The sequence below is a fragment of the Testudinibacter sp. P27/CKL/0425 genome, assembly GCF_052931395.1.
Map to the genome: position 1 here is coordinate 1,651,893 of NZ_CM128801.1, position 24,989 is coordinate 1,676,881.

Consider the following 24,989-nt stretch of genomic DNA (forward strand, 5'->3'; position numbering starts at 1 on the left):
GACAGGGGCGTGAATGCGCCCCTCGTTTTATGCCGTCAATAAAAATAAGCGAGCCGATCATGCGCCAATTTAACGAAATCTTGAATGCCAGAGAGTGGGAAAATCAGCGGATAACTTCATCATTGTCGCGTCTGGCGGCACATTCGCCGCTGCGCGCCTATCCCGATGTGCAAAGTGCGGTCAGCAAAGCGGAATCGTGCTATCGACAATCTCTTAATGGCGAATGGCAATTTCAGCTGTTCGCCAAGCCGGAAGATGTGCCGCAGGATTTCATTCAACCGCACTTTGATGCTAACGATTGGCAGTCAATTACAGTGCCGTCGAATTGGCAATTGCAACCGCAGCATTCGACGACATCGGATCAGCCGATTTACACCAATATTCAATATCCGTTTCCAAACACGCCGCCCTATGTGCCCGCGCACAATCCGACCGGTTGCTATCGCACGACGTTTGTTCTGCCGGAAGCATGGCAATCTCGTCAAGTGCGGATCAATTTTGACGGCGTGAACAGTGCGTTTCATCTGTGGTGTAACGGACATTGGGTCGGCTATGCCCAAGACAGCCGTGTGGCGGCGGAGTTTGATCTCACCGACTATCTACAATCGGGTGAAAATCTGATTGCCGCAATGGTGTTGCGTTGGAGCGACGGTTCTTATTTGGAAGATCAGGATATGTGGTGGCTGAGCGGTATTTTCCGTGATGTTACGTTGCTGTGCAAACCGCACTTGCATATTGCCGATGTGGAAATTCAAGCTGATTTGGATGCGATTTATCAAAACGGTAGCTTGTCGGTGAAAACCAAACTGAATCGCGCGGCGGAAAACGGGCAAAATCCGCAAGTGCGGTTACAACTGTTCGACGCGGACAACGTGATCCTTGAGCAGATCGACAGTTTGGCACAACAGCCGATGATCGATGAAAAGGGGCGTTATCAAGATCGGATTCAACAGCAATTGAGCGTGCCGCAGGTGCAGCCTTGGTCGGCGGAAATACCGCACTTGTATCGTTGCGTGATCAGCTTACTAGATGAAGCGGGCGAGCTGCTGGATTGTGAAGCCTATGATATCGGCTTTCGCAAAGTGGAAATCAAGCAGGGATTGTTGTTGCTGAACGGCAAACCGTTATTGATCCGCGGCGCCAATCGGCACGAACACCACCCGGAGCGCGGACACGCGGTGAATCGGGAGGATATGCTGCAAGATATTCTGTTGCTGAAACAGCATAATTTTAACGCAGTGCGTTGTGCGCACTATCCGAATCATCCGCTTTGGTATGAACTGTGTGATCAATACGGTTTGTATGTGGTGGATGAAGCCAATCTGGAAACGCACGGACAATCGCCGATGCGCAGCTTGTCGGACGATCCGAGCTGGCTGAATGCTTATTTAGAACGAGTAACCCGCATGGTGGAGCGTGATAAAAACCATGCGTCGATCATCATTTGGTCATTAGGCAATGAATCGGGGATCGGCAATAACCATCATGCGATGTATCAATGGCTGAAACGGCGCGATCCGAGCCGCCCGGTGCAATATGAAGGCGGCGGGGCAAACAGCGCGGCAACGGACATTCTGTGTCCGATGTATTCTCGAGTTGAACAGGATCAATATTTCCCGGCGGAAGCGGTGAATAAATGGGCGATTAAAAAAGCGATTTCAATGCCCGGCGAGCAGCGCCCGCTTATTTTATGCGAATATGCGCACGCAATGGGCAACAGTCTCGGCAATTTTACTCAATATTGGAATGCGTTCCGCCAATATCCGCGTTTGCAAGGCGGCTTTATTTGGGACTGGGTCGATCAAGGGATCACCAAACATGATGAGGACGGCAATCCGTATTGGGCGTATGGCGGCGATTTCGGCGATGAAATTAACGATCGCCAATTCTGCATTAACGGGCTGCTGTTCCCGGACCGCACTTTGCATCCGACAATCCACGAAGTGAAAAAAGCGCAACAGTTTTTCCAATTTCAGCTGGAAAAAGTGCCGCAAGGTTATGCGCTGACCGTTACCAGCGAATATCTGTTTAAAACCGTGAAAGACTGTTTTTTACACTGGAAACTCAGTGCCAACGGCTTTCCGATCTGCTTTAATTACAGCGGATTGAATTTACCGCCGCAGGGCAGCCAGCGAATTGTGATTCCGTTGGATATTCATCTGCTGCCTGAAACCTTGTATCTGATTGATGTGGAAGTGATCCTTAATCAAACGCAGAGCTGGGCGGAAAACGGCTTTAGTTTGGCGAAACAACAATTCGTGTTGCCGGAAGTGATCGCCTTGCGCGAACCGCACTTTGAACAGATACGGCAACTGGATATTCCGTTAGTCAGTGAAAGTGCGGAATATTATTGGATTCAAGGCGAGAATTTCACCCTGACATTCGACAAACACAGCGGGTTATTAAGCAGCTGGAAAAAAGGCGAGCAGGAACAATTGGCGCATCCGCTGCGCAATAATTTTTACCGCGCGCCGCTGGATAACGACATCGGCACCAGTGAGGCAAACCACCTTGATCCGAACGCCTGGATCAGCCGTTGGCAGCAGTCGGGATTGTGGTCGTTAGAGGAAAAATGTCTGGATCTTCGCCTGCAACCGTTGGCAGACAGCCTGCAAATTCGCGTGCTTCAAGGCTATTACCACCAAGGGCAGTTGCTGCTGAAAAGCACTTGGTTATACCGCCTGAGCTATCAAGGCGAATTGGAATTAGACATTCAAATCGACGTTGCCGACGGCTTGCCGTCACTGCCGCGGGTTGGCATTGAATTGGCATTAGTCAACACCGATAGCCGAGTGAAATGGTTCGGACGCGGGCCGCATGAAAATTACCCTGATCGCAAAGATTCGGCACATTTCGGGCAATATGATCTCAGCCAATTTGAAATGCACACCAACTACATTTTCCCGAGCGAAAACGGCTTGCGCTGTGATGTGCGTGAATTGAATTTTGCCGATTTAAACGTGAAAGGGCAGTTCCATTTCGCCGTCAGCCGCTTTAGCCAACAAAACTTGGCACAAGCGCGGCATACCTGCGATTTGGTCGCCGATCCTTGCGTGTATTTGCGCATCGACGGTTTCCACATGGGCGTCGGCGGTGATGACTCTTGGACACCAAGCGTCCATTCGGAATATCAACTTACCGAACGGCAATATCGTTATCAATTAAAATTTGAGTTATAAACAACAAAGTGCGGTTTGATACCGCACTTTGCATTATGCCGAATATTTTATATAGCTGTAATTTTCATTCGACCGTCAGGAAGATGAAGATTTCAGTAAAGTATATTTTTAGTTTTTCCACGATCTTGTTAGCGGATTGTATTGCGGCATAAAACAGCACTTTAAAAAGCATTTTTAGTCAACACGGTTCCGTTTCCAAAATGGAATTGGTGCGTTTCCAAATTGATTTTCCCCTTCAGTGCCTTTAGGAAAGGCGAGAAAAATCATCAATGCTAACATTATCACTCCGACAATAGGACTACTATAAGGTGATTTGATTATTACGATTAAATTGATAAACTGTAATACCCCTATAGAAACCAGAATACTGCTTTCATTCCATTTTAAATCTAAGTCATGAGCTCTACGAACGAGATGTGAATATAAAATAGGAAGATAAATAATCATACTAATCACGCCAGATATAATCGGTAGTGAATTTATTAACTCCCTATTATTAATGATTTCCAGTATGATGAATATTGCTATAATCTGTGAAATAATACAAATAAACCAATTAATAATGCAAAAAACCTCCCTGTGTTATTTTTCATTATAGCCACCCAAATAAATACATTACTCCCCGAATTATCCGGGTAATATCGCCGGAATGTCTAATATGGCCCAAATTATTTTATCCGCTTTAATGTCTTTATATGTCGCATAAATTTGTAGAAGAAATAACAAGATAAAGATTAATCTGAAAAAGAATTCAGCAGAAACGCAGGGAATGTGGCTATTCTGCGGAAAGATTATCGGAACTATTGGATATTTCTCAGCAACAGCTTTCTCGCTATGAAAGAGGGACGAATAAGATTAATGTGTCGCATTTAGTGAGTGCTGCAAACTTCTTACAAACACCGATCAGCTATTTCTTTATGGATTGTATGTTGGATTCGGATTGGAACAGTGATCAGTTAGATCGCCATTGGTTAGAGTTGAATCATCAACAGAAAACAGCATTTGTTGCTTTTCTTGAAACATTGCATGCAAAGTAGAAGAAAGCGGGTTATACCATAAAAAAACCTTGCATAAGGTCGGTTTTTTCTTTAAAATTCACCGCACTTTTTTGCCAACACAGGCAAATATTTCGATTGTTCTCGCCCCCGCTTGATGGCGACGGTGGCAAGAGCCAGCTTAAAATTACAAGAGGAATAAGATTATTAAAGCTGTAAAAAGAGTTCAGACGCAACGCCCAAATCGTATTAATGACGAAATTAAGGTGAAGGAAGTTCGCTTGATCGATGCAGAAGGCGAGCAAGCAGGGATTGTTGAAATCAAACAAGCATTGGAAATGGCAGAAGCCGCTTCTTTGGATCTTGTTGAAATCAGCCCGAATGCAGAACCGCCGGTTTGCCGGATTATGAATTACGGCAAGTTCCTCTATGAAAAGAGCAAAACGGCTAAAGAACAAAAGAAAAAGCAAAAGGTTGTTCAGGTTAAGGAAATCAAATTCCGTCCTGGTACAGACGAAGGCGACTATCAGGTAAAACTACGCAGCCTGATTCGCTTTCTGGAAGATGGGGATAAAACCAAAATCACTATCCGCTTCCGCGGACGTGAAATGGCCCATCAACAAATCGGGGCTGATGTGTTAGAGCGCGTTAAAAACGATCTGGCTGACATCGCAGTGGTGGAGTCCGCTCCATCAAAACTGGAAGGCCGTCAAATGGTGATGGTGCTTGCCCCTAAGAAGAAGTAATTAGAGCCAACAAGTAGTTAAAGTGCGGTTGGTCGAAATCAAGCGCATTTTGATTCGCCTAATTATTGTTATTAATAATACAATGCGGAGTTAATCCAATTATGCCAAAAATTAAAACAGTACGCGGTGCTGCGAAGCGTTTCAAAAAAACAGCTTCCGGCGGTTTTAAGCGTAAACAATCTCACTTGCGTCATATTTTGACCAAGAAATCGACTAAACGTAAACGTCATTTACGCCACAAATCTATGGTTGCGAAAGCTGACCAAGTATTAGTGGTAGCCTGCTTGCCGTACGCATAGTTCATTTCATTCAAGTTAAAATAGATCAAAGGAGATCCCTATGGCCCGTGTAAAACGTGGTGTTGTTGCCAGAGCTCGTCATAAGAAAGTTCTTAAGGCTGCTAAAGGTTATTATGGTGCGCGTTCACGCGTGTATCGCGTTGCTTTCCAAGCGGTTATCAAAGCAGGTCAATATGCTTACCGTGACCGTCGTCAACGTAAACGTCAATTCCGTCAATTGTGGATCGCGCGTATCAACGCCGCGGCTCGTCAAAACGGATTGTCTTACAGCCGTTTCATCAACGGCTTGAAAAAAGCGTCTGTTGAAATCGATCGTAAGATCCTTGCCGACATCGCTGTATTCGACAAAGTGGCATTTGCTGCTTTAGTTGAAAAAGCAAAATCCGCTTTAGCTTAAGATTAAGTTAAAGCAACACGAGAAGGGAGCGAATGCTCCCTTTTTGTTTGGCTTAAAAACGCCGATAAAATGCAAAGAGAATTGCAATTTGTCAGACTTTCTTGCAAAATAACTCGTTTTTTAAACAATGTTTGGCATTATTTAAATTAAGTAATGTGTTATAAACTTTCTTAAGGGAAATCATCATGAAAAAATGGATTGCGATTATTATTGTTGCCGTGATTGCCGGCGTAACACTAATGAGCAGTTATAACGGGCTGGTTCGTGCGGAAGAAGAGATCGATTCAGTATGGGCAAATGTGGAATCCTCTTATCAGCGTCGTGCCGACTTGATTCCGAATATTGTCAATACCGTACAAGGACAAGCGAATTTTGAGCGTGACACCTTGACCGGCGTGATTGAAGCGCGTGCGAAAGCCTCACAAACCAAAATTGATCCGGCGAATATGACACAAGAGCAACTGAATCAGTTCCAACAAGAACAAAATTCCGTCGGTTCGGCATTGTCGCGTTTGTTGGTTACGGTTGAACGTTATCCGGAGCTGAAGGCACATGAGGGCTTTATGAATCTGCAAGCGCAACTGGAAGGCACTGAAAACCGCATCAATAAAGCGCGCAACGATTTCAACGCCGCAGCGAAAACCTATAACAGCTATGTTCGTCAATTCCCGACAAAATTTGCTGCAATGATTTTCGGCTTTAAAGAAAAACCTTATTTCCAAGCAGCGGAAGGCTCACAAAATGCGCCGACCGTTAGCTTTAATTAAGTTTAATCGATAAAAGGGCGGTAGCATTATGCCATTATTCGCAAAATCAGCGATTGATACCACCTTGGTGGAAGCGGCGATAGCCCAATTGGAGTCGCAAACTTCAGCGGAAGTGCGGGTTTATATCGAGAAAAACGCGAAATTGAAAGATTTAGCGCAGAGTAGCGCGCCAATTGTGGCGCGCGCCGAGCAAGTTTTCACTAAGCTGGAGATGGAACAAACCGCGGCGAATAATGGCGTGTTAATTTATGTCGCGCTGAAACAGCGTAGTTGCGCGGTGATTGGCGACAGCGGCATTCATCAATTCGTTGCCGCCGATTTTTGGCAGCGCTGTTGTGATACGATCACCGCCAAAGCGGCGCAGGGCAGCTTGACGGAAGGCATTATCGCCGCCTTGTATTTATTGGCCGAAAAATTATCACAACACTTCCCTTATCAAACGAATGATGTGGACGAGTTGCCAAACGAGGTGATTATTCGATGAAAAATTTCCCCGTCAAAATGTTGGCATCTTGGCGCTGGTTACTGACCGCACTTTGCCTGCTTTTCAGCGTGAACAGCTTGGCTGCACCGGTCGAATTGCCGCCGTCACCGAATCCGTTTCGGTATGTCAGCGATTACACCAATGTGTTGAGCGCCAGCCAGCAAAATGCGCTGGAAAGCAAGCTCTCCGCCTACGGCAAAGAAACCAGCTCGCAAATTGCGCTGGTGATCATGCCGACCCTTGGCGATAACGAGATTGCCGAATTTTCCTTTGCCTTAGTCGACAAATGGGGAATCGGGCGCAAAGGGCTGAATAACGGCGTGTTGATGTTAATTGCGCTGAACGATCGCAAGATTTTTATCGCGCCGGGGCAGGGGCTAGAAGGCGCGTTGCCTGATGCGATGTTATCTCAACTGATCCGCCAAGAAATTACACCGCACTTTAAGCAAAACAATTATTATCAAGGGATCAACAACGGGCTTGATGCGCTTATTGCCGCCAGTAAAGGGGAATATGCGCCGCAAGCGGTAGAGCGTGATACCGAAATGGACTGGCTGCTATTGGTGTTCATCGCGATATTTTTGATCTTTGTGTTGATGGGGCGAATCAATGACAGTTATGTCACGCCAACCACTAACCACAACAGCCAAACCGGGCAAGTGCTTCGTCGGCGCACGCCGTCGCGCAACCGTCATAACGGTGGTGGGTTTGGCGGCTTCGGTGGAGGCGGCGGATTTGGCGGTGGTGGTTTCGGCGGAGGCGGAGGTTTTGGCGGCGGCAGCTCCGGTGGGGGCGGCGCCGGCGGCAGTTGGTAACGAAAAAGCGGTAAATTCTATATTGGTTTACGTTCTGCATTTAAGTTAAAAACCGGCTGTGATACAATCACACATCATTCATTTACAAGCAGGGAATTTCCCTGCTTTTTACTGAGGTTATCATGGAAACATTAGACAAAATCAAACAGCAAATCAGCGAAAATCCGATCCTGCTTTACATGAAAGGTTCACCAAAATTTCCATCTTGCGGTTTTTCGGCAAGAGCGGTAGAAGCCTTGATCCACTGCCAAGTACCGTTCGGTTATGTTGATATTCTGCAAAATCCGGATATCCGCGCCGAGCTGCCGAAATACGCCAATTGGCCAACTTTCCCGCAATTGTGGGTAGACGGTGAATTAGTCGGCGGCTGCGACATTATCATGGAAATGTTCCAACAAGGCGAATTGCAACCGATGCTAAAAGAAGTTGCTGCCAAACATAGCGAACAAGAACAATCGGCTTAAGCCAACGTAAAAAGGCATTAAAAAACGCACGGGGAATACGGTTCTCTGTGCGTTTTTTTGTTATATAAGGCTTATAATGGTAATGGGAATTTATTGACATTTACTTAAAAAAACAAATTTATCGTTTCTTTCTAAATATAATGTGATTATATTTTGTATGAGTTCTGTTCAAATGGAGCTTAATTTACATAAATACATTGAGCCAAGGAAACACATTATGAAAACATCACATGACTTATTAAACGACCCATTCTTAAACAAAGGAACCGCGTTTACCCAGCAGGAACGTGCTAAGTTCGGCTTGATCGGTTTATTGCCATCGTGCATACAAACGCTTGAAGAACAGACTGCTCAGGCTTACGCTCAATATCAAAAGAAAGATTCCCCCATTGAAAAGCGTCATTTTCTGATGGAAATTTTCAATACGAATCGCACACTGTTTTATGCACTATTTAAACAACACGTTGTTGAATTTATGCCGATTGTATATGACCCGACGATTGCCGAATCTATTGAACGTTATGATGAACTATTTGTCGATCCGCAATATGCTGCCTATTTGTCGATTAACGAACCTGAAAATATTGAAGCCACGTTAAAAAATGCGGCGAACGGTAGAGATATCAAACTGATCGTTGCCACCGATGCCGAAGGTATTTTGGGGATTGGCGATTGGGGCGTGAATGGCGTTGATATTTCAGTCGGTAAACTGATGGTTTATACTGCCGCTGCCGGCATTGATCCGAACAGTGTGTTACCGGTGGTATTGGATGTTGGCACCAATCGCGAACAATTATTAAAAGATCCGCTTTATTTGGGCAATCGTCATGAGCGTGTGCGTGGCGATCAGTATTATGAATTTATCGATCAATTTGTACAAAAAGCAGAAAGTTTGTTTCCGAAATTGTATTTACATTGGGAAGACTTCGGACGCTCAAATGCAGCAAATATTCTGAATAAATACCGTGATAAAATTGCGATGTTTAATGACGATATTCAAGGCACCGGGATTATCACTTTGGCGGGTATTTTAGGTGCACTCAACATCTCCAAGCAGCAGATCACCGATCAAGTGTATATGTGTTTTGGTGCGGGGAGTGCCGGTGCTGGGATTACGAATCGTATTTACCAAGAAATGTTGCAACATGGTTTAAGCGAAGAACAAGCTCGTGCTAAATTTTATATGGTTGATGTACAAGGTTTGCTATTTGATGATATGGATGATTTGACGCCAGAACAACGCCCGTTTGCCCGTAAACGTTCTGAATTTAGCAATAGCCACGAATTAACATCTTTGGAAGCGGCAGTTAAAGCAGTACGTCCGACTATTCTTGTCGGCACATCAACTCAAGGCGGTGCATTCAGTGAAGCCATTATTAAAGAAATGGCAACGCACACCGAACGCCCGATTATTTTCCCGTTGAGTAATCCGACCGAATTGGCGGAAGCTACCGCGAAAGATTTACTGACATGGACAGAGGGCAGAGCTTTAGTTGCGACAGGTATTCCGACCGATCCGGTCACGTTAAACGGCATTACGTATGAAATCGGGCAGGCAAACAATGCGTTGATTTATCCGGGATTAGGTCTAGGCGTATTGGCGTCGGCAGCGCGTGTTTTAAATGATACGATGATCTCTAAAGCGGCACATTCGCTTGGGGGACTGGTCGATCCGACTCAAGCCGGTGCGGCAGTGTTACCGCCAGTTTCTAAATTGACAGTATTTTCGCGCACGGTTGCGAAAGGCGTAGCACAAAGTGCGGTGGAACAACAGCTGAATAAACATCCGATTGCTGATTTAGATAAAACGATTGACGAATTGAAATGGCATCCGGTATATCGGGATTTAACGGATTGTTAACCCTTCATAAGGGGAAATGTTATGCAATTTTTATCCTCAATTGAAAGCACATTACCAATTTTGTTTATTATTGTGCTGGGTTATGGATTAAGAACAGCCGGCTGGTTTGCAGACAGTTTTGCTGGCAACCTTTCAAAATTGATCTTGAATATAGCGCTGCCAGCGGGGATTTTCGTGTCGATTTTGAAATACCTAAATCGTGAAAAGCTGTTTTCGTTATCGGACGGTTTGGCATATTTTGCTTTAGCAACAGCACTCGCCTATTTAGTAGCATATTTATTAGTTAAACTGTTGAAAGTACGGCGTGGCAGACGTGGCATTTTTATCAATGTGATCGCCAATGCCAATACGATTTTTATCGGTTTGCCGTTAAATGTCGCGCTATTTGGCGAAGGAAGTTTACCGTATTTCTTGGTTTGTTATCTAGTAAATGTCGTTTCAACTTGGACAATCGGTGCTTGGTTGATTGCTAATGATGATCCGACGGTTAATTCGGACGACCACAAGAGCAGTTTCGACTGGAAAAAATTGCTAACACCGCCGATCACCGGCACATTATTGGCATTTGTGTTTTTATTTGCCGATATACCGCTACCGAATTTTATTAATTCAACACTGGGTTACATAGGTGAATTAGTGACACCGTTGGCACTTATCTATGTGGGTATTGTGTTGGCGGATGCAGGATTGAAAAGCATTCATTTTGATAAAGATGCGGTGGGTGCATTGGCGGGACGCTTTATCATTATGCCGATGATAACTCTCTTTTTGATTGCTTTTGGAAGCGGCATGTTAGGAACGCTGCCAAGTATTGAAGCACAAACACTAATTGTGCAATCTGCGGTACCCGCATTGGCAGTGCTGCCGATTCTGGCACATGCCGCCAATGGTGATGTGGAATATGCCACCAATGTCGTCACCACTAGCACATTGCTGTTTATTATTGTAATCCCGATTATTAATAGCTTATTGCCATTAATAGCTTAAATAACAAACCGCACTTGCTGCCGAATGGCGATAAAGTGCGGTTTTTTCTTACGAGAAAGTGGATAAATTAACTCACCACATTACCAATCAAACTTCGAGTCGTGACATTCACTTCTACCAGTTTCACTTGAATCGCATCGCCAATTTGATAGGCTTTCTGATCTTTGATATACAGCGCCAGTTCATCACTGTTGACGTTCAGTTCGTCTTTTTTGTCGTGCAGGGTAGAGATCGGCACGAATACGCTGGCGCCGTTATCCGCTAGTTGTACACGCAAACCGCCGCGGCTGACATCTTGAATTTCAGCAGCAAAGATCGGCTGTTGGCTGGCTATCGGTTCGAAATATTGCGCGTATAACCAATCGGCAATATCACGTTCCACCATGCGATTTTGTTTACGCGCTTCTTGCAGTCTAGCTAATACTTCATCACTAGGCTTGACCGCACTTTGCCCCAGCAAACAGTGTTTGATGATGCGGTGGTTGACCATATCGGAATATTTGCGAATCGGTGAAGTCCAAGTGGCATATGCGTTTAACCCTAAGCCAAAGTGCGGTGCGGCTTCAGCCTTAAATTCGGCAAAAGTCAGGAAGCGGCGCAAACGCATTTCAAGGAAGCTGAAATCATAGCGTTCAATATCGTGGCGCATTTGACAATAGCCGTCCAAGGTGGTTAATTTTTCCACTGAATAACGCTCGTTTAATTCGTCGCGGTTTTCGTCATTCGCTAAGGTCGCCAATAGAAAATCATGTGCCGGTTGCTGGAATTTTTGATCAAATCCGCTGTGGGTGTTGAAAATACCGCACTTGGCGTGGCTGTCTAAATACACTGCCGCACTGGTGTTGGCGATAATCATCGCTTCCTCGACAATCTGATTGGCAATGCGGCGATGCTTGGCGAGAATGGCTTTGACCTTGCCGTCTTGTTCCAGTTCAAAGCTATAATCCGGACGCTCTTTAAACAGCAGTGCATGAGTGCGGCGCCATTCAATGCGTGCGAGTGCGAATTGATGCAGGCGTTCAATTTGTTCGGCAATTTGTGAGTCTTGCGGCTGCCAGTGGTCTTCAACGTTTTCCAATAAATCAGAAACCTCGTCATAATCCAGCTTGGCTTTCGATTCGACCCATGCGGCAACAAAGTGCGGTTCGGCAGTGATATTGCCTTGCGCATCGGTTTCAATGGTGCAAACCAGAGCAGGACGTTTTTGTTGCGGCATTAAGGAACAGAGTTCGTCAGAGAGTTCACGCGGCAACATCGGAATATTGAAGCCAGGCAAATAATTGGTAAAACAGCGCTGTTTAGCGTCGGCTTCGATTTGGGAATTCAGCGGAATATAAGCGGTCGGATCGGCAATCGCCACCCACAATTTCCAGCCGTTTTCGGTCGGTTCGATATACAGCGCATCGTCCATATCTTGTGTGGATTTCGCATCAATGGTCACAAACGGAAGTGCGGTTAAATCTTCGCGATCCAGCTCTTCTGCCAAATGGTATTCGTCCAATCCGGCAACCGGCGTGCGCGGTTGTTGATGACGCGCGAGTGTGACCCACCAAGGGGCGAAGTTGTCATCTGTGCGGCAGATAAATTGGGTGACTTGCGCAGAAAAGGCACGATCATCGCGCAGCGGGTGTTTTTGCAGCTCGGCAACCACCCAGTCGCCGTCTTGCAGCTCTTCGCTGACATCGGCGTGTTTATTTGCATTGATCAGGTTTTTAATGCTCGGGTGATCAACCGTGAGTTGCAGTTTTTTCTCTTTGTTAAACCGCACTTTGGCGATAAAACGGCTTAACATCGGCTCGATTAAGGCTTCCGGCTCGGCTTGTTCTTTATCGCCGTTGGTTTCGATCACCGCTTTGATTTTATCGCCGTGCATCACTTTTTTCATGGCAGGTGGGGCGATGAAGTAGCTTTTTTTGTCGCACTCTAAAAAGCCGAAGCCTTTTTCATTCGCTTTGACTGAGCCTTCGACGCGCGGCTTATTTTCGCGGATTTGTTGTTTTAATTGGCTCAAAAGAGGGTTGTTTTGGAACATAGTTGATCCTAATGAAAGGGATAAAACAAAACAGCAGTAATCAGATTACTGCTGTTCGCTCATTTAGTTGAAAGTGCGGTTTATTCCGCTTCTAACTCGTTCATTGCTGCGATGTTGAAACCGCCGTCAACGTGCAACACTTCGCCGGTCACGCCTGAGGCTAAATCGGAACACAAGAACGCGGCGCTTTTGCCCACATCTTCAATGGTAACGGTGCGGCGCAATGGGGTAACCGCTTCGCAATGTGACAACATTTTTTTGAAGTTTTTGATGCCTGATGCCGCCAAAGTGCGGATAGGGCCTGCTGAGATCGCATTCACGCGAATGCCTTCTTTGCCCATCGCATTTGCCATGAAACGTACGTTCGCTTCTAAAGAGGCTTTCGCCAAGCCCATCACGTTGTAGTTTGGAATCGCACGTTCTGCGCCCAAGTAGGAAAGGGTGACCAAACCAGCGCCTGCGTTTAACATAGGACGCGCCGCTTTTGCCATTGCTACAAAGCTGTAAGAGCTGATGTCGTGTGCAATTTGGAAACCTTCGCGAGTTACCGCATTCACATAGTCGCCGTCTAATTGATCGCCCGGAGCAAACGCAATGGCGTGTACGAAACCGTCAAATTTGTCCCAATGTTGGCTCAATTGTTGGAAGCAGTTTTCAATGTCGGCATCGCTTGCCGCATCACAAGGGATAACAATAGACGAATTGAAATCTTTCGCAAATTCTTCAACACGCGGCTTTAATTTTTCGTTTTGATAAGTGAATGCCAATTCTGCACCGGCTTCGAACATTGCTTGTGCAATGCCGTAAGCGATTGAACGGTTGCTGGCAACGCCCGCGATTAAAATACGTTTGTTTGTTAAGAAACCCATAAAACTTTATCCTGTTATGAATGAAAAGATAACTGCTTGTTGATAATAACGGTGCGAAACCACCATTAAGTTTAAGTGGCGTGATTATACGACAAATCGAGGCTTGATTCCATGATTATCAAGAATCGTCAGTCGGGTTTTGGTTATTTTTCAACAATAATAGTGAGGCGACGCCGAGTACGGGCAAGATTAACCACTTTCTGCCCAACAGCAGACGAGTGGAAAGCGACAGCAGCGAGGAGCGGATAATCGGGTTGGAAACCGCTTTTAAGTAGCTGAACGGCTGTCGGATGTCTTGCCGTGTTTTTTCACTTTGGATGCGGAATTTGTTGCGTAAGACTTCGCCTTTGAGCAACAATAATTCTTTTTCTAATTCTTGATTGCTTGGCATAAGTTCATCTCCTACTGGCGTCTATTTTTGGGAATTTACGCTGTGCCGTATGGCGGCGATGTCTAGTTTCACTTCTCTTAAGGTTTCCTCAAGGAAACCGCGCTGTTTGCGGATTAAGCGAACAATCAGAATGGCGAACAGCAATACTAAGGCGAGGCAGCCTGCGCTGATAAAAAGGAAAGTGCGAACTTTATCTTCTTCCGGTAGCCAAGCATTCAGAGCAAGGATCAGGCTGAGCCCGGCAAGTAGTAACAGTAAGAAGCTGAAAAGTGCAAAGATCAACACTAACAGCAGGCGCTCTTTTTGTTCGTTAAGTTCCAGCTTTGCCATTTCGAGCCGGACGCCGGCTAATTCGAGGGCGGTGGCAAGACTGCCTTTAAGACCGGATTTAATTTTGTTTATCGTTTGCATACCTTATCTCCTTTGACAGAAATATCGGAAGTCGCCGCAGCGACTTCCGCTATGCTCCGAATAATGACTATTTACGATTAACCAGCAAACCGGTGACAAATGCCAATCCGGCAACTAAGCCGATGATTTTGTACGGATTTTCCTGAATCAGCGCATCGGATTGTTTCGCCGCATTGCGAGCAGTTGATCTAACTTTTTCTTGGAAATCTTCCAATTGTTGGCGATAGTCGCTTGAACTTGCTGTCAGCCGTTTTTTGAGTTTTTTAAACTCGTCTGAACCAATATCCTTACCTTCTTCAAACAAATCTTCCGCACTTTGTAGAATGTCTTGTAATTCAGAAAGCAGTTCTTCACGTTTGCTGTCAAAGTCATTTCTCATACTTGTTTCCTCCGTTTGGTTGATATTGTGTTTCCGTGTTGCCATTTCATCCTAAGGGATTAACTGAGCAAGATCAAAGTATAAAATGAATCTTTACAAATTCATAAAATCAATTACGCGGGATTCTCAATGTCTTTGAAAAGCACTTCCAGCCCGTAATGTTGTTGCAGCCATTCGCCTAATTTTTGAATGCCGCAGCGCTCGGTGGCGTGGTGCCCGGCGGCAAAAAAGTGAATGCCTTGTTCACGGGCGCTGTGCGTGGTGCGTTCGGAAATTTCACCGCTGATAAACGCGTCTAATCCTTGAGCTGCCGCGAGATCAAGGTAATCCTGCCCGCCGCCGGTGCACAGCCCGACGGTACGAATTTTCGCTTTTGCATTGCCGTATATTCCGCCACCACAATGCAACGGTTTGCGCTGCAATACGTTTTCCAAACGTTGTGCGAATTCGTCGCTGGAAAGAGGGGTTTTCAGTTCGCCGTAAACCGGAATTGACACTGTACTTTTTTCAAGTGATTGTAAATTTTCAATGCCGAGCATTTCGGCTAATAAGGCGTTATTTCCGAGTTCCGGGTGAACATCGAGCGGCAGATGATAGGCGTATAAGTTAATATTATGCGCAAGCAAAGTGCGAATCCGCTCGCCTTTCATGTCACGAATCAGCGGATTTTCGTTCTTCCAAAAATAGCCGTGATGAACTAACACCGCGTCGGCTTGCTGTTCCACCGCATAATCCAGCAGCGCTTGACAGGCGGTCACGCCGGTGACAATTTTGCTGACCGCACTTTTGCCTTCGACCTGCAAGCCGTTCGGCGCATAGTCGCTAATTGCTTCGCTATTCAACTTGAGGTTTAAAATTTGTTCCAATTCAAGATTGTTGATGGTCATGTGGGGTTAGTTCCTGTTGAGCGAGTAGTAAAATGATAGAAATCTGTCAAAGAAATCAGGACGCTGGGAGCGTCCTGAAATTGAAATTATACTGGCTTTAATGTGCCTTCAGCTTTTGCTTTTTGATAAGTCAAGCGAGAAGCAAGCATGGCTTTGCGCTTTAGCTCAGTAGCAGTCAATTTTTTCTCTGCCATTTTTACTCCTTATAGTTGGGTGTCTTAAGAATAAAGCTGTCGTGGTTATCCCCCAGCTTTGTTATTGGTACAAAGTCTAGCATAATCGAGTCTCTTTTGTCGCACATTTTTTGATACATGCGAACCAAAGAAGGACGTTCGGCAATAAAAAAATAGCAGTCTGGCTTAAACTGTAAATAGTGGTGATACAGCAATGTTTCAAGTTGAATTTTCAATGAGTTGATCTCTTTGCGCCCGAAATGATGTTCTGGTGGCGGTGCATATAAATCGGCTTCAGTTTGGCTTTCATAATAGGCTCTGACGGCAAATTTTACCGTATAAACCTGCTTTCCATGCAAAATCTCGGCAATTGTTGTATCCAATTCTGAAATGGATTCGACAATGTCATCATCAGTTGAAAAATCAATAATATATTCCACTTCGCCAACGGAAAAATAGGCAAACTGGTGGACAATGCCACCATCGCTACTTTCAAAAAAGCGTGAATAGCTCATTCAACCCTCGTAATTAAACTTAGCGCACTTTAACCATGTGTTGCCGCTTTCATTCCGCGTACAAATTCCGCTAGCTGCCGCAACATTTCAGATTGATTGTTCAGATTCCGCTTAATAATTTTCACAATCGCCGAACCGGAAATAGCGCCGTCGGTGCCGCTGCTGAGGGCGTCGATCACCTGTTGCGGTTGGGCAATGCCGAAACCTTGTAAAATCGGCGGTGCATTATGGGCTTTCAGTTGGGCGATCAATGTCTCTAAATTGGCGGCGTGGGATTGATTCTCCGCACTGGTAACACCGGCACGAGAAACCAAATAGGTGTAGCCTTCGCTGTTTTTCGCCACGCCACGAATGGTGTCGGCATTGGCATTTGGGGGACAAATGAACACAGGTTGCACGCCGAATTTTTTAGCTGACGCAATGTAAGGTTCAGCCGCAAGCAGTGGCACATCGGCAACTAGCACGCCGTCAACGCCGATCTGCTGGCATTGTTGATAGAAGTTGTCTAACCCTTGTGCGTAGATCAAATTGGCGCACAGCAGCAGACTGATTGGAATGTCGGGATATTCCAACCGCACTTTTGCCAACAGTTCAAAACACTGTTTGGTGCTGCAACCGGCATTCAAGGCACGATTGTTGGCGGCTTGAATCACCGGCCCATCGAGCAGCGGATCGGAAAACGGAAAGCCCAGCTCCAATGCATCGGCGCCGTTATCCACTAGGGTGCAGATAATCTCAAAAGAGCGGTCTAAATCGGGATCGCACAGGGTGACGAACGGCACAAAGGCGCCTTCGTTTTTAGCCTGTAATTGTTGGAAAAGTTGATCGAAACGGCTCATCAGATCGCTCCTTTTTGATTTAAAATTTTATCGACAGTAAAAATATCTTTATCGCCACGACCGGATAAATTCACCACCAGTAGTTGCTCTTTTTGCGGATCTTGCTTGATCATTTTTAGCGCATACGCCAACGCGTGTGAGGATTCCAACGCCGGAATGATTCCCTCATGTTGCGCCAGTTGTTGAAAGGCTCTCAACGCTTCATCATCGGTGATCGACTCATATTCGGCACGTCCAATCGCATTCAGATAAGCGTGTTGTGGGCCGACAGAAGGGAAGTCTAGGCCTGCGGAAATTGAGTAGGATTCTTCAATTTGCCCGTCTTCAGTTTGCATAATCGGCGATTTCATGCCGAAATAGATCCCAACATTGGCGTGTTTTAACGGTGCACCATGTTTGCCGCTTTCAATGCCATGTCCGGCTGGCTCAATGCCAATTAACCGCACCGCACTTTCAGGAATAAAATCGGCAAACATACCAATGGCGTTTGAACCGCCGCCGACACAGGCGATTACCGCATCAGGCAGCCTGCCTTCTCGTTCTAAAATTTGGCGTTTGGTCTCTTCACCGATCATTTTTTGAAATTCGCGCACAATGGTCGGGAACGGGTGCGGACCGGCGGCAGTGCCGAGCAAGTAGTGTGCTTTGTCGTAATTTGCCGACCAATCGCGCATTGCCTCACAGCAGGCATCTTTTAATGAACAGGATCCTTTATTGACAGGAATCACTTCTGCGCCCATTAAGCGCATACGAAATACGTTCGGCGATTGGCGCTCCACGTCTTTCGCCCCCATGTAGATGCGGCATTTCAAGCCGAGCATCGCACACGCAATCGCAGTGGCAACACCGTGTTGCCCTGCGCCGGTTTCGGCAATAATTTCGCTTTTGCCCATGCGGATCGCCAATAACGCTTGCCCTAACACCTGATTGGTTTTGTGCGCCCCGCCGTGCAGCAGATCTTCGCGTTTCAGGTACAATTTTGTGTTTGTGCCTTGGGTCAGATTGCGACACAACGTTAAGGCAGTTGGGCGACCCGCATAGTTTTTTAGCAGATCGTGAAATTCGGCAATAAAGGTCGGATCGTCTTTGGCTTCCACAAAGGCTTTTTCCAGCTGTTGCAGCACCGGCACGAGAACTTCCGGTACAAACATACCGCCAAATTCACCGAAGTAGGGATCAAGCAGGGTTTTGTTGCTCATGGTGTTTTCCTATTATTTATCAATTAAAATCATTATTCTCCATTTCTCTCCCTCCGCCTGCGGAGGGAGATGTCCGTAGGACAGAGGGAGGGAACATTAAACGACAAAGTGCGGTTTCAATGTCCTCCCCCAGCCTTCGGCAGCCCCCTCCGTAAACGGAGAGGGCGAAAGAAAAAATTTTTCTCCGTTTGAAAAGAAACGAAGAATAGTATTCTTTACTTTATCATCTATTTCTCTCCCTCCGTAAACGGAGAGGGCGAAAGAAAAAATTTTTCTCCGTCTGAAAAGAAACGAAGAATAGCATTCTTTACTTTATCATCTATTTCTCTCCCTCCGCCTGCGGAGGGAGATGTCCGTAGGACAGAGGGAGGGAACATCAAACGACAAAGTGCGGTTTCAATGTCCTCCCCCAGCCTTCGGCAGCCCCCTCCGTAAACGGAGAGGGCGAAAGTCAGTTAACCCGAAAACTGGCGTATTTTCTCAAACAACACCGCAATTTTCTCGGCATCTTTAATTCCGGCGGCACTTTCTACTCCGGAATTGACATCAACCCCTAAACAGCCTTGAATTAACGCTTGTTCGATATTTTCCAACTTAATTCCGCCCGCTAAAATGGTGCGTTTTTTGATATTGGCAGGGATCAGCGTCCAGTCGAAAATTAAACCCGTGCCGCCTTGTTGCCCCTGTACTTTACTGTCGAATAAGAAGCGGTCGATCAGCGGATCGTCCGCCAGTTTAATCTGTTCGTGGTTGTCGATATCTACCGAAATCACATTCCAAATTTGGCAACCAGCAGGCAATTTTTCACGCAGCTGTTGCATAAATTCATGGCTTTCATTGCCGTGTAACTGCACTGCAAACAGCTTTAATTGCGCTGCAATATGGGCGATGTAATCCAATGCTTGATTTTGAAATACGCCGACAAAGCGCAGCGGTGCGGCGTGGATCAGCTGTTCCGCTTGTTCAAGGCTGACTTTGCGTGGCGATTTTTCGGCAAAAATCATGCCGCCGTACAGTGCGCCGTGTTGATAGGCGGCTTGCACATCTTGCTCACGGGTTAAACCGCAGACTTTATTTTCACCGAACATCACCTGACGCACCGCACTGTCTAAATCATCACAGCCCATTAAGCTGCTGCCGATTAAAAAGCCATTCACATACGGTTTCAGTTGTTGAATCTGTTGATGCTGATAAATTCCCGATTCACTGATGATAATCCGATCCGCCGGAATTTGCTTCGCCAGTGGCGGCGTGCGGTTCAGATCGACACTCAAATCGTGCAGATCACGGTTATTAATTCCGATCACTTTGGCATTCAGCGCAATTGCCCGTTCCAATTCCGCTTGATTAGAGGTTTCGGTCAACACCCCCATGCCCAACTCATGCGCCAGGTCGGATAAAGTGCGGTAGCTGTCATCGTCCAGCACCGACAACATCAGCAAAATCGCATCGGCTTGATGATAACATGCCAGATAAACCTGATATTCCGAAATCATAAAATCTTTGCACAGAATCGGTTGCGGCGCGACCGACCGCACTTGCGCGATAAAATCGAAATCGCCTTGGAAATATTTTTCATCGGTCAACACCGAAATCGCACTGGCGTAGTGTTGATACACTTTTGCAATTTGCGCCGGATTAAAATCTTCACGAATCAAGCCTTTTGACGGCGAGGCTTTTTTGCATTCTAAAATATAGGCGGGTTGTTGCGCGTTGCCTTGGCTTAACGCCTGATAAAAATCGCGATCAGCCGGCTTCACTTTCGCCTGAAATTGCGCCAGCGGAAACGCCGCTTGTTTGTCTGCGATCCACTGTTGTTTGTCTGCGACAATTTTTTGCAGAATGGTGGGTTTGTTGTCCATTGAGAAAGTCTGTTGCACGAGTTGTCCTTAATCTGTCTAAATAGGGCGAATGTTGTGTTGCAATTGCCGTTGTTAACCGTTGCGAATCGGGCGATCTTTTTCTAATTCAGCCAGTGCCAGCCATTTTTGCAGGCTTGGCAGTTGATAGATTCGTTCGGCGTAGGCTTTTGCCGTCGGGCTTAACTGTTCCAATAAGCCGTAATGGGTTAAGCGAATCACCACCGGTGCATAAAATGCGTCAACCGCAGTGAAATGATTAGCTGCCAGATAGTCGCCGCCAAAGCGGTTCAAGCCTTCGGTCTAAAGTTGATTAATTCGCTGTAGATCGGCGTTTAGTGCCGCATCAACCGCACTTAACTGCGTGAATTTTCGAGTGTTCATGCCGCATTGGCTGCGAAGTGCGCTAAACGAACTGTGCATTTCGGCACAGGCTGAACGCGCCCACGCCCGTGCGGTGCGATCTTGCGGCCACACTTGCGGATAATCCTCTGCGATATATTCAACAATAGCTAAACTGTCCCAAATCACCGTGCCGTCGGCGTGCAGTGCCGGCACTTTGCCGGTGGGGGCGGCTTGCAAAAAATCGGTTTTTTGCAACGCTTTATCAGGCTGAAAATAGAGAGTATTTTCCTGAAAGGCAATCCCCAATTGCTGCAACAAAATCCACGGGCGCAATGACCATGTGGAATTGGTTTTATTGGCGGTAAACAGCTGATACATAATCGATCCTAATATTGGGTTAAGCGTTGTAGCGTATCATACGCACTGCCGTTGGCAAGGGTATCTAACACCCGCTCGGCATTTTGTTTTAAATCGGTATGCCCGAACAGTTTCAGTAAAAGTGCGGTATTCATCGCCACCGCTTGGGCGTGGTATTTGTCGCCCTTGCCCTGCAATAGGGCGCTGATCATGCGGGCATTGTCCGCAGGCTCGCCGCCACGCAACACATCGAGTGGTTGCGGCTCAAAGCCGAAATCATACGGGCTGAGGTCGTAATATTCAATCTCGCCGTTTTGAATCTCCGCCACTTGGGTTTTACCGTGCAGTGCCACTTCGTCCAGCCCTGCGCCGTGCACCACAAATGAATGTTTGTGCCCGAGCATAACGGCGGTTTCGGCATACGGTTTAATTAATTCCGGCGTATAAACGCCAAGCAGTTGATGTTGCGGTTTTGCCGGATTGATGAGTGGACCGAGAATATTAAAAATCGTACGGGTTTTCAATGCATTGCGCACCGGCATCGCGTGTTTAAAGCCTAAGTGATACTGCTGGGCGAATAGGAAACAGACGCCGATTTCATCTAACGCTTGGCGAGCAGTGGCGGCATCAATATTGATATTCACCCCAAGTGCGGTCAGCACATCGCTTGAGCCGGTTTTGCTCGACACGCTGCGGTTGCCGTGTTTGGCGATTTTCGCCCCAAGGCTTGCGGCAACAATCGCACTGGCGGTGGAAATATTAATGGTGTTTGCACCGTCGCCGCCGGTGCCGACAATGTCGGCAAACGGATAATCCGGACGTGGGAACGGCTGCGCATCTTGCTGAAGTGCGGTCACCGCACCGGCAATTTCAGCGGTGGTTTCGCCACGCAATTTTATTGCAATCAGTGCCGCCGCCAGTTGTTCGTTGCTCAATTTCCCTTGCACCACTGAGCTGAACAGCATATAGCTTTGCTGTTGATTCAAGGTTTGTTTATCGAACAGGGTGTCGAGTAATGTTTGCATTTCCATACGTTACCTTTTGATGTTGTAGTTAAAACAGGCTTCGTCGCCGGTCATGCCGCGAAAGCCCCAACAATGCGGCTCCTGCTCTTTAATCGTGATCTGAATGTCCACCGGTTTAATTTTCAGTTGCTTATAAATTTCATCAAACAGCATCCGAATCAGCAATTTTTTCGCTTCGGCACTGCGTCCGCTCATCATATTGATCTCAATAATGGTATAGGCTTCGCTGCGATCAGACGGGTAGTAGTAATCATCCGGCTCCAGCCCGATAAAACGCTGCACACGCTTATGCTCAGGGAAATCCAACGCAAACATCAGGCAGCGGTGAATAATGTCCGACAGTGTTTTTTTGATCGGATCGAGTTGGGTTTTTAAACCGTAAACCACAATCATTTTGCCACCTCTAATAACCAGTCAATGCTCTGTTTTAACAGCTGTGAGCCTTGCACCGTCAAGATCGATTCCGGATGAAATTGAAAGCTGCAAATTGGCAAAGTGCGGTGGCGCACCGCCATGACGATATTGTTGTAGTGTGCATTGATGACAAACTCAGCCGGAATCTGTGTTCCCATTAGCGAATGGTAACGCGCCACCGGCATCGGGTTCGGCAGATCGTGGAACATGGCTTGTCCGTCATGTTCAATTTGCGACACTTTACCGTGTAGAATTTCACCGGCGTGCACAATTTCGCCGCCAAAGGCTTCAATAATCGCCTGATGCCCTAAACAGATGCCGATCATCGGCACTTTGCCTTGCAGCGCTTGAATCAACGGCAACATATTGCCCGCTTGCGACGGATTACCGGGGCCAGGCGAAAGGGCAATAATGGTATTCGGCGTGGCAAGTGCGGTTTGAATGAGGTGCTCCAACGGGCTGTCGTTGCGGTAAATCACCACCTCATGCCCTAGCACACGGAATTGATCCACCAAGTTATAGGTGAATGAATCGAAATTATCAATAAACAGAATCTTTGCCATGGGGTTATCCTTGCGCCTTATTATTAGTTTGTTGAATGGCATGAATCACCGCTCTTGCTTTGTGGCGGGTTTCGTCCGCTTCCATTTGCGGATCGGAATCCAACACCTCGCCGCAACCTGCTTGCACATGGGCGATCTGGTTTTGCACAAATGCCGAACGAATCACAATGCAGGTATCAAAATTGCCGTCGGAACTCATATAACCGACCGCACCGCCGTAGCTGTGGCGTTTCTGTTTTTCTACGTGGTAGATCAGTTGCATCGCCTTGATTTTGGGCGCACCGGTCAACGTGCCCATATTCATGCAGGCTTGATAGGCATGCAGCGCATCGAGTTCAGGGCGCAATTTACCGACCACCCGTGAAACCAAGTGCATAATGTGTGAATAGCGATCCACTTGCATCAATTCTTTCACATGGCGTGTGCCGCTTTGGCAAACACGAGCAATGTCGTTGCGCGCCAGATCCACCAGCATTAAATGTTCTGCCAGCTCTTTTTTGTCTAAGCGCAACTCCAGCTCTAAGCGAGCGTCCAGCTCCGGATCAATATTGCCTTGCGAATCAAATCCCCTCGGGCGCGATCCGGCAATCGGGTAGATTTCCAGCTGGCGGCTGTCTTGGCTGTATTTCAGCGCACTTTCAGGCGACGCACCAAACAGGATAAATTCCGCATCGTGCATATAGAACATATACGGGCTTGGGTTGTTGATTTTTAACTGGCGATAAGTCGCCAACGGATTCGGGCAGGCGAGAGAGAAACGGCGTGACGGCACAATTTGAAACACATCGCCGATGTAAATATGGTGCTTTAACTGCTCGATAATCTGCTTAAAGTGCGGATCGTCAATATTCACCGCCACCGCATCAGAGGCGGCTTGCAACGGCAAGCTGTCGTGAATCTCCGTTAATTGTTCGGCTAATTTTTCCGCTTCGGCGTTTAATTGTGGTTGCAATTCGGCATCAAAACAGAAGGTTTGCAGCGTGGCGGTTTGTTGTTGGTGATCGAGGCGCAGCAACTGTTCGGCAAGGTAGAAACAGTAATCTGGGCAGTTGATTTGGTCATCTTGCAAGGTGATGCCGTCCATTGGGATAAAACCGGCAACCAGATCATAGGCGAACAACCCGCCCAGATAGACCGCACTTTGCGGATCGGAAAACAGCGAATTAATCACCCGTAAGCCGTCAAATACCGTTGCCGCTTGTAATTTGTTGTCCTCGTCTAAATTCGGGTTCAACTCGGCAAAAAGTGCGGTTAAAGTGCGGTTTTGATCATAATCAACCGATTGTGCCAAACCCTGTAACGTTTTTTCAATTGCAGACAATAATGCCTTTCCATTCGCATTGGTTGCGTGAAATGTGACGGTTTTATCAATGCAGGTGATTTTCAGTGCGCTGTTGATAAACAGCAGGCTGGTTAAACTGTTTTTGCTCTGAATCTCTGCCGATTCCAATAATAAGGTGTTGGTTTTGTGCTGGCAAAGCGTTGCAAAAATGGCTGTCGGATCGGCGTGATAATTCACGGCTTGTTGACTGATATGAAGATACGGCATAGGAAATCTCATCTGATATTTAACTTTTGTACTATTAAACTAGTGCGTTGATATTTGGTCAAGCATTTTTTTCTATTTTAGTAAAAATATGCCGATTAGGCGACGAGCAATCACACCGATCATGCACGGAAAAGCAGAATCGTGTATCATAATCGGCAATTCGTTGATTGAATAACCGATTTAGAAAG

At 46.6% G+C, this 24,989-nt stretch carries 29 protein-coding genes; 11 read left to right on the forward strand and 18 right to left on the reverse strand.

Features of this window, described 5'->3' with window-relative positions:
- The first annotated feature begins 59 nt into the window (after nt 1-59).
- Nucleotides 60-3,179: a beta-galactosidase gene (locus tag ACUHGC_RS08260; protein ID WP_446832870.1), complete on the forward strand. Its 3,120-nt coding sequence runs from the start codon at nt 60-62 to the stop codon at nt 3,177-3,179.
- 174 nt (nt 3,180-3,353) lie between these two features.
- Here the strand turns inward: ACUHGC_RS08260 and ACUHGC_RS08265 are convergent, their stop codons facing one another.
- Nucleotides 3,354-3,743 carry a DUF805 domain-containing protein gene (locus ACUHGC_RS08265; protein ID WP_446834872.1) on the reverse strand — a complete coding sequence of 130 codons (390 nt, stop codon included), beginning with the start codon at nt 3,741-3,743 and terminating at the stop codon, nt 3,354-3,356.
- A gap of 185 nt (nt 3,744-3,928) precedes the next feature.
- Here ACUHGC_RS08265 and ACUHGC_RS08270 point away from each other — a divergent pair, with 185 nt between their 5' ends.
- The 10 genes from ACUHGC_RS08270 (at nt 3,929) to ACUHGC_RS08315 (ending at nt 10,994) form a co-directional block, all read left to right on the forward strand.
- The gene (locus ACUHGC_RS08270) at nt 3,929-4,216 is read left to right on the forward strand and encodes a helix-turn-helix domain-containing protein (protein WP_446834873.1); all 288 of its coding nucleotides are present in this window, start codon (nt 3,929-3,931) and stop codon (nt 4,214-4,216) included.
- Between the two features lie 239 nt (nt 4,217-4,455).
- A complete protein-coding gene (gene infC / locus ACUHGC_RS08275; RefSeq protein ID WP_446832871.1) occupies nt 4,456-4,920 on the forward strand; it encodes a translation initiation factor IF-3 in 465 nt (154 codons plus the stop codon).
- 101 nt (nt 4,921-5,021) lie between these two features.
- Entirely contained in the window at nt 5,022-5,219 is a 198-nt protein-coding gene (gene rpmI / locus ACUHGC_RS08280) for a 50S ribosomal protein L35 (RefSeq protein WP_034613912.1), read from the forward strand.
- Between the two features lie 40 nt (nt 5,220-5,259).
- Nucleotides 5,260-5,616: a 50S ribosomal protein L20 gene (rplT, locus tag ACUHGC_RS08285; protein WP_034613910.1), complete on the forward strand. Its 357-nt coding sequence runs from the start codon at nt 5,260-5,262 to the stop codon at nt 5,614-5,616.
- A gap of 185 nt (nt 5,617-5,801) precedes the next feature.
- Nucleotides 5,802-6,383, forward strand: a complete 582-nt coding sequence (locus ACUHGC_RS08290) for a LemA family protein (protein ID WP_446832872.1) — start codon at nt 5,802-5,804, stop codon at nt 6,381-6,383.
- Between the two features lie 28 nt (nt 6,384-6,411).
- The gene (locus ACUHGC_RS08295; RefSeq protein WP_446832873.1) at nt 6,412-6,867 is read left to right on the forward strand and encodes a TPM domain-containing protein; all 456 of its coding nucleotides are present in this window, start codon (nt 6,412-6,414) and stop codon (nt 6,865-6,867) included.
- Complete coding sequence (locus ACUHGC_RS08300) at nt 6,864-7,682, forward strand: TPM domain-containing protein (protein ID WP_446832874.1); 819 nt, start codon at nt 6,864-6,866, stop codon at nt 7,680-7,682. The genes ACUHGC_RS08295 and ACUHGC_RS08300 overlap by 4 nt, the downstream gene beginning before the upstream one ends.
- Nucleotides 7,683-7,804: 122 nt before the next feature.
- Nucleotides 7,805-8,146, forward strand: coding sequence for a Grx4 family monothiol glutaredoxin (gene grxD, locus ACUHGC_RS08305; protein ID WP_446832875.1), 342 nt, complete (start codon nt 7,805-7,807; stop codon nt 8,144-8,146).
- Nucleotides 8,147-8,363: 217 nt separating this feature from the next.
- A complete protein-coding gene (locus tag ACUHGC_RS08310; RefSeq protein ID WP_446832876.1) occupies nt 8,364-10,007 on the forward strand; it encodes a malolactic enzyme in 1,644 nt (547 codons plus the stop codon).
- Between the two features lie 21 nt (nt 10,008-10,028).
- A complete protein-coding gene (locus ACUHGC_RS08315; RefSeq protein WP_446832877.1) occupies nt 10,029-10,994 on the forward strand; it encodes an AEC family transporter in 966 nt (321 codons plus the stop codon).
- A 67-nt stretch (nt 10,995-11,061) separates the two neighbouring features.
- Here ACUHGC_RS08315 and ACUHGC_RS08320 read toward each other — a convergent pair whose 3' ends face one another.
- The 17 genes from ACUHGC_RS08320 to trpE form a co-directional block, all read right to left on the reverse strand.
- The gene (locus ACUHGC_RS08320) at nt 11,062-13,026 is read right to left on the reverse strand and encodes an exoribonuclease II (protein WP_446832878.1); all 1,965 of its coding nucleotides are present in this window, start codon (nt 13,024-13,026) and stop codon (nt 11,062-11,064) included.
- Between the two features lie 80 nt (nt 13,027-13,106).
- Nucleotides 13,107-13,895, reverse strand: coding sequence for an enoyl-ACP reductase FabI (fabI, locus tag ACUHGC_RS08325; RefSeq protein WP_446832879.1), 789 nt, complete (start codon nt 13,893-13,895; stop codon nt 13,107-13,109).
- A gap of 118 nt (nt 13,896-14,013) precedes the next feature.
- Nucleotides 14,014-14,286: a hypothetical protein gene (locus ACUHGC_RS08330; RefSeq protein WP_446832880.1), complete on the reverse strand. Its 273-nt coding sequence runs from the start codon at nt 14,284-14,286 to the stop codon at nt 14,014-14,016.
- 21 nt (nt 14,287-14,307) lie between these two features.
- On the reverse strand, nt 14,308-14,697 hold the full coding sequence (locus ACUHGC_RS08335) for a phage holin family protein (protein ID WP_446832881.1): 390 nt from the start codon (nt 14,695-14,697) through the stop codon (nt 14,308-14,310).
- A 67-nt stretch (nt 14,698-14,764) separates the two neighbouring features.
- Nucleotides 14,765-15,076 carry a DUF883 family protein gene (locus tag ACUHGC_RS08340; protein ID WP_446832882.1) on the reverse strand — a complete coding sequence of 104 codons (312 nt, stop codon included), beginning with the start codon at nt 15,074-15,076 and terminating at the stop codon, nt 14,765-14,767.
- Nucleotides 15,077-15,189: 113 nt separating this feature from the next.
- Complete coding sequence (locus ACUHGC_RS08345) at nt 15,190-15,957, reverse strand: Nif3-like dinuclear metal center hexameric protein (protein ID WP_446834874.1); 768 nt, start codon at nt 15,955-15,957, stop codon at nt 15,190-15,192.
- Nucleotides 15,958-16,049: 92 nt separating this feature from the next.
- On the reverse strand, nt 16,050-16,157 hold the full coding sequence (locus ACUHGC_RS08350) for a transcriptional regulator (protein WP_446832883.1): 108 nt from the start codon (nt 16,155-16,157) through the stop codon (nt 16,050-16,052).
- Between the two features lie 2 nt (nt 16,158-16,159).
- Nucleotides 16,160-16,651, reverse strand: a complete 492-nt coding sequence (locus tag ACUHGC_RS08355; protein WP_446832884.1) for a helicase — start codon at nt 16,649-16,651, stop codon at nt 16,160-16,162.
- Between the two features lie 29 nt (nt 16,652-16,680).
- Nucleotides 16,681-17,490 carry a tryptophan synthase subunit alpha gene (trpA, locus tag ACUHGC_RS08360; RefSeq protein WP_446832885.1) on the reverse strand — a complete coding sequence of 270 codons (810 nt, stop codon included), beginning with the start codon at nt 17,488-17,490 and terminating at the stop codon, nt 16,681-16,683.
- Entirely contained in the window at nt 17,490-18,689 is a 1,200-nt protein-coding gene (trpB, locus tag ACUHGC_RS08365) for a tryptophan synthase subunit beta (RefSeq protein ID WP_446832886.1), read from the reverse strand. The genes trpA and trpB overlap by 1 nt, the downstream gene beginning before the upstream one ends.
- A 455-nt stretch (nt 18,690-19,144) precedes the next feature.
- A complete protein-coding gene (trpCF, locus tag ACUHGC_RS08370; RefSeq protein ID WP_446834875.1) occupies nt 19,145-20,551 on the reverse strand; it encodes a bifunctional indole-3-glycerol-phosphate synthase TrpC/phosphoribosylanthranilate isomerase TrpF in 1,407 nt (468 codons plus the stop codon).
- Between the two features lie 72 nt (nt 20,552-20,623).
- Nucleotides 20,624-20,842, reverse strand: a complete 219-nt coding sequence (locus tag ACUHGC_RS08375) for a hypothetical protein (protein WP_446832887.1) — start codon at nt 20,840-20,842, stop codon at nt 20,624-20,626.
- Between the two features lie 9 nt (nt 20,843-20,851).
- Nucleotides 20,852-21,271, reverse strand: coding sequence for a glutathione S-transferase N-terminal domain-containing protein (locus ACUHGC_RS08380; protein ID WP_446832888.1), 420 nt, complete (start codon nt 21,269-21,271; stop codon nt 20,852-20,854).
- An 8-nt stretch (nt 21,272-21,279) separates the two neighbouring features.
- Nucleotides 21,280-22,281, reverse strand: coding sequence for an anthranilate phosphoribosyltransferase (trpD, locus tag ACUHGC_RS08385; protein ID WP_446832889.1), 1,002 nt, complete (start codon nt 22,279-22,281; stop codon nt 21,280-21,282).
- Nucleotides 22,282-22,284: 3 nt separating this feature from the next.
- Nucleotides 22,285-22,668 (reverse strand): tautomerase family protein, encoded by a 384-nt coding sequence (locus ACUHGC_RS08390; RefSeq protein ID WP_446832890.1) that lies wholly within the window; start codon nt 22,666-22,668, stop codon nt 22,285-22,287.
- Nucleotides 22,665-23,252, reverse strand: coding sequence for an aminodeoxychorismate/anthranilate synthase component II (locus tag ACUHGC_RS08395; RefSeq protein ID WP_446832891.1), 588 nt, complete (start codon nt 23,250-23,252; stop codon nt 22,665-22,667). Before ACUHGC_RS08395 ends, ACUHGC_RS08390 begins: the two co-directional genes overlap by 4 nt.
- A gap of 4 nt (nt 23,253-23,256) precedes the next feature.
- Nucleotides 23,257-24,813: an anthranilate synthase component I gene (gene trpE / locus ACUHGC_RS08400; RefSeq protein ID WP_446832892.1), complete on the reverse strand. Its 1,557-nt coding sequence runs from the start codon at nt 24,811-24,813 to the stop codon at nt 23,257-23,259.
- Between the last annotated feature and the right edge of the window lie 176 nt (nt 24,814-24,989).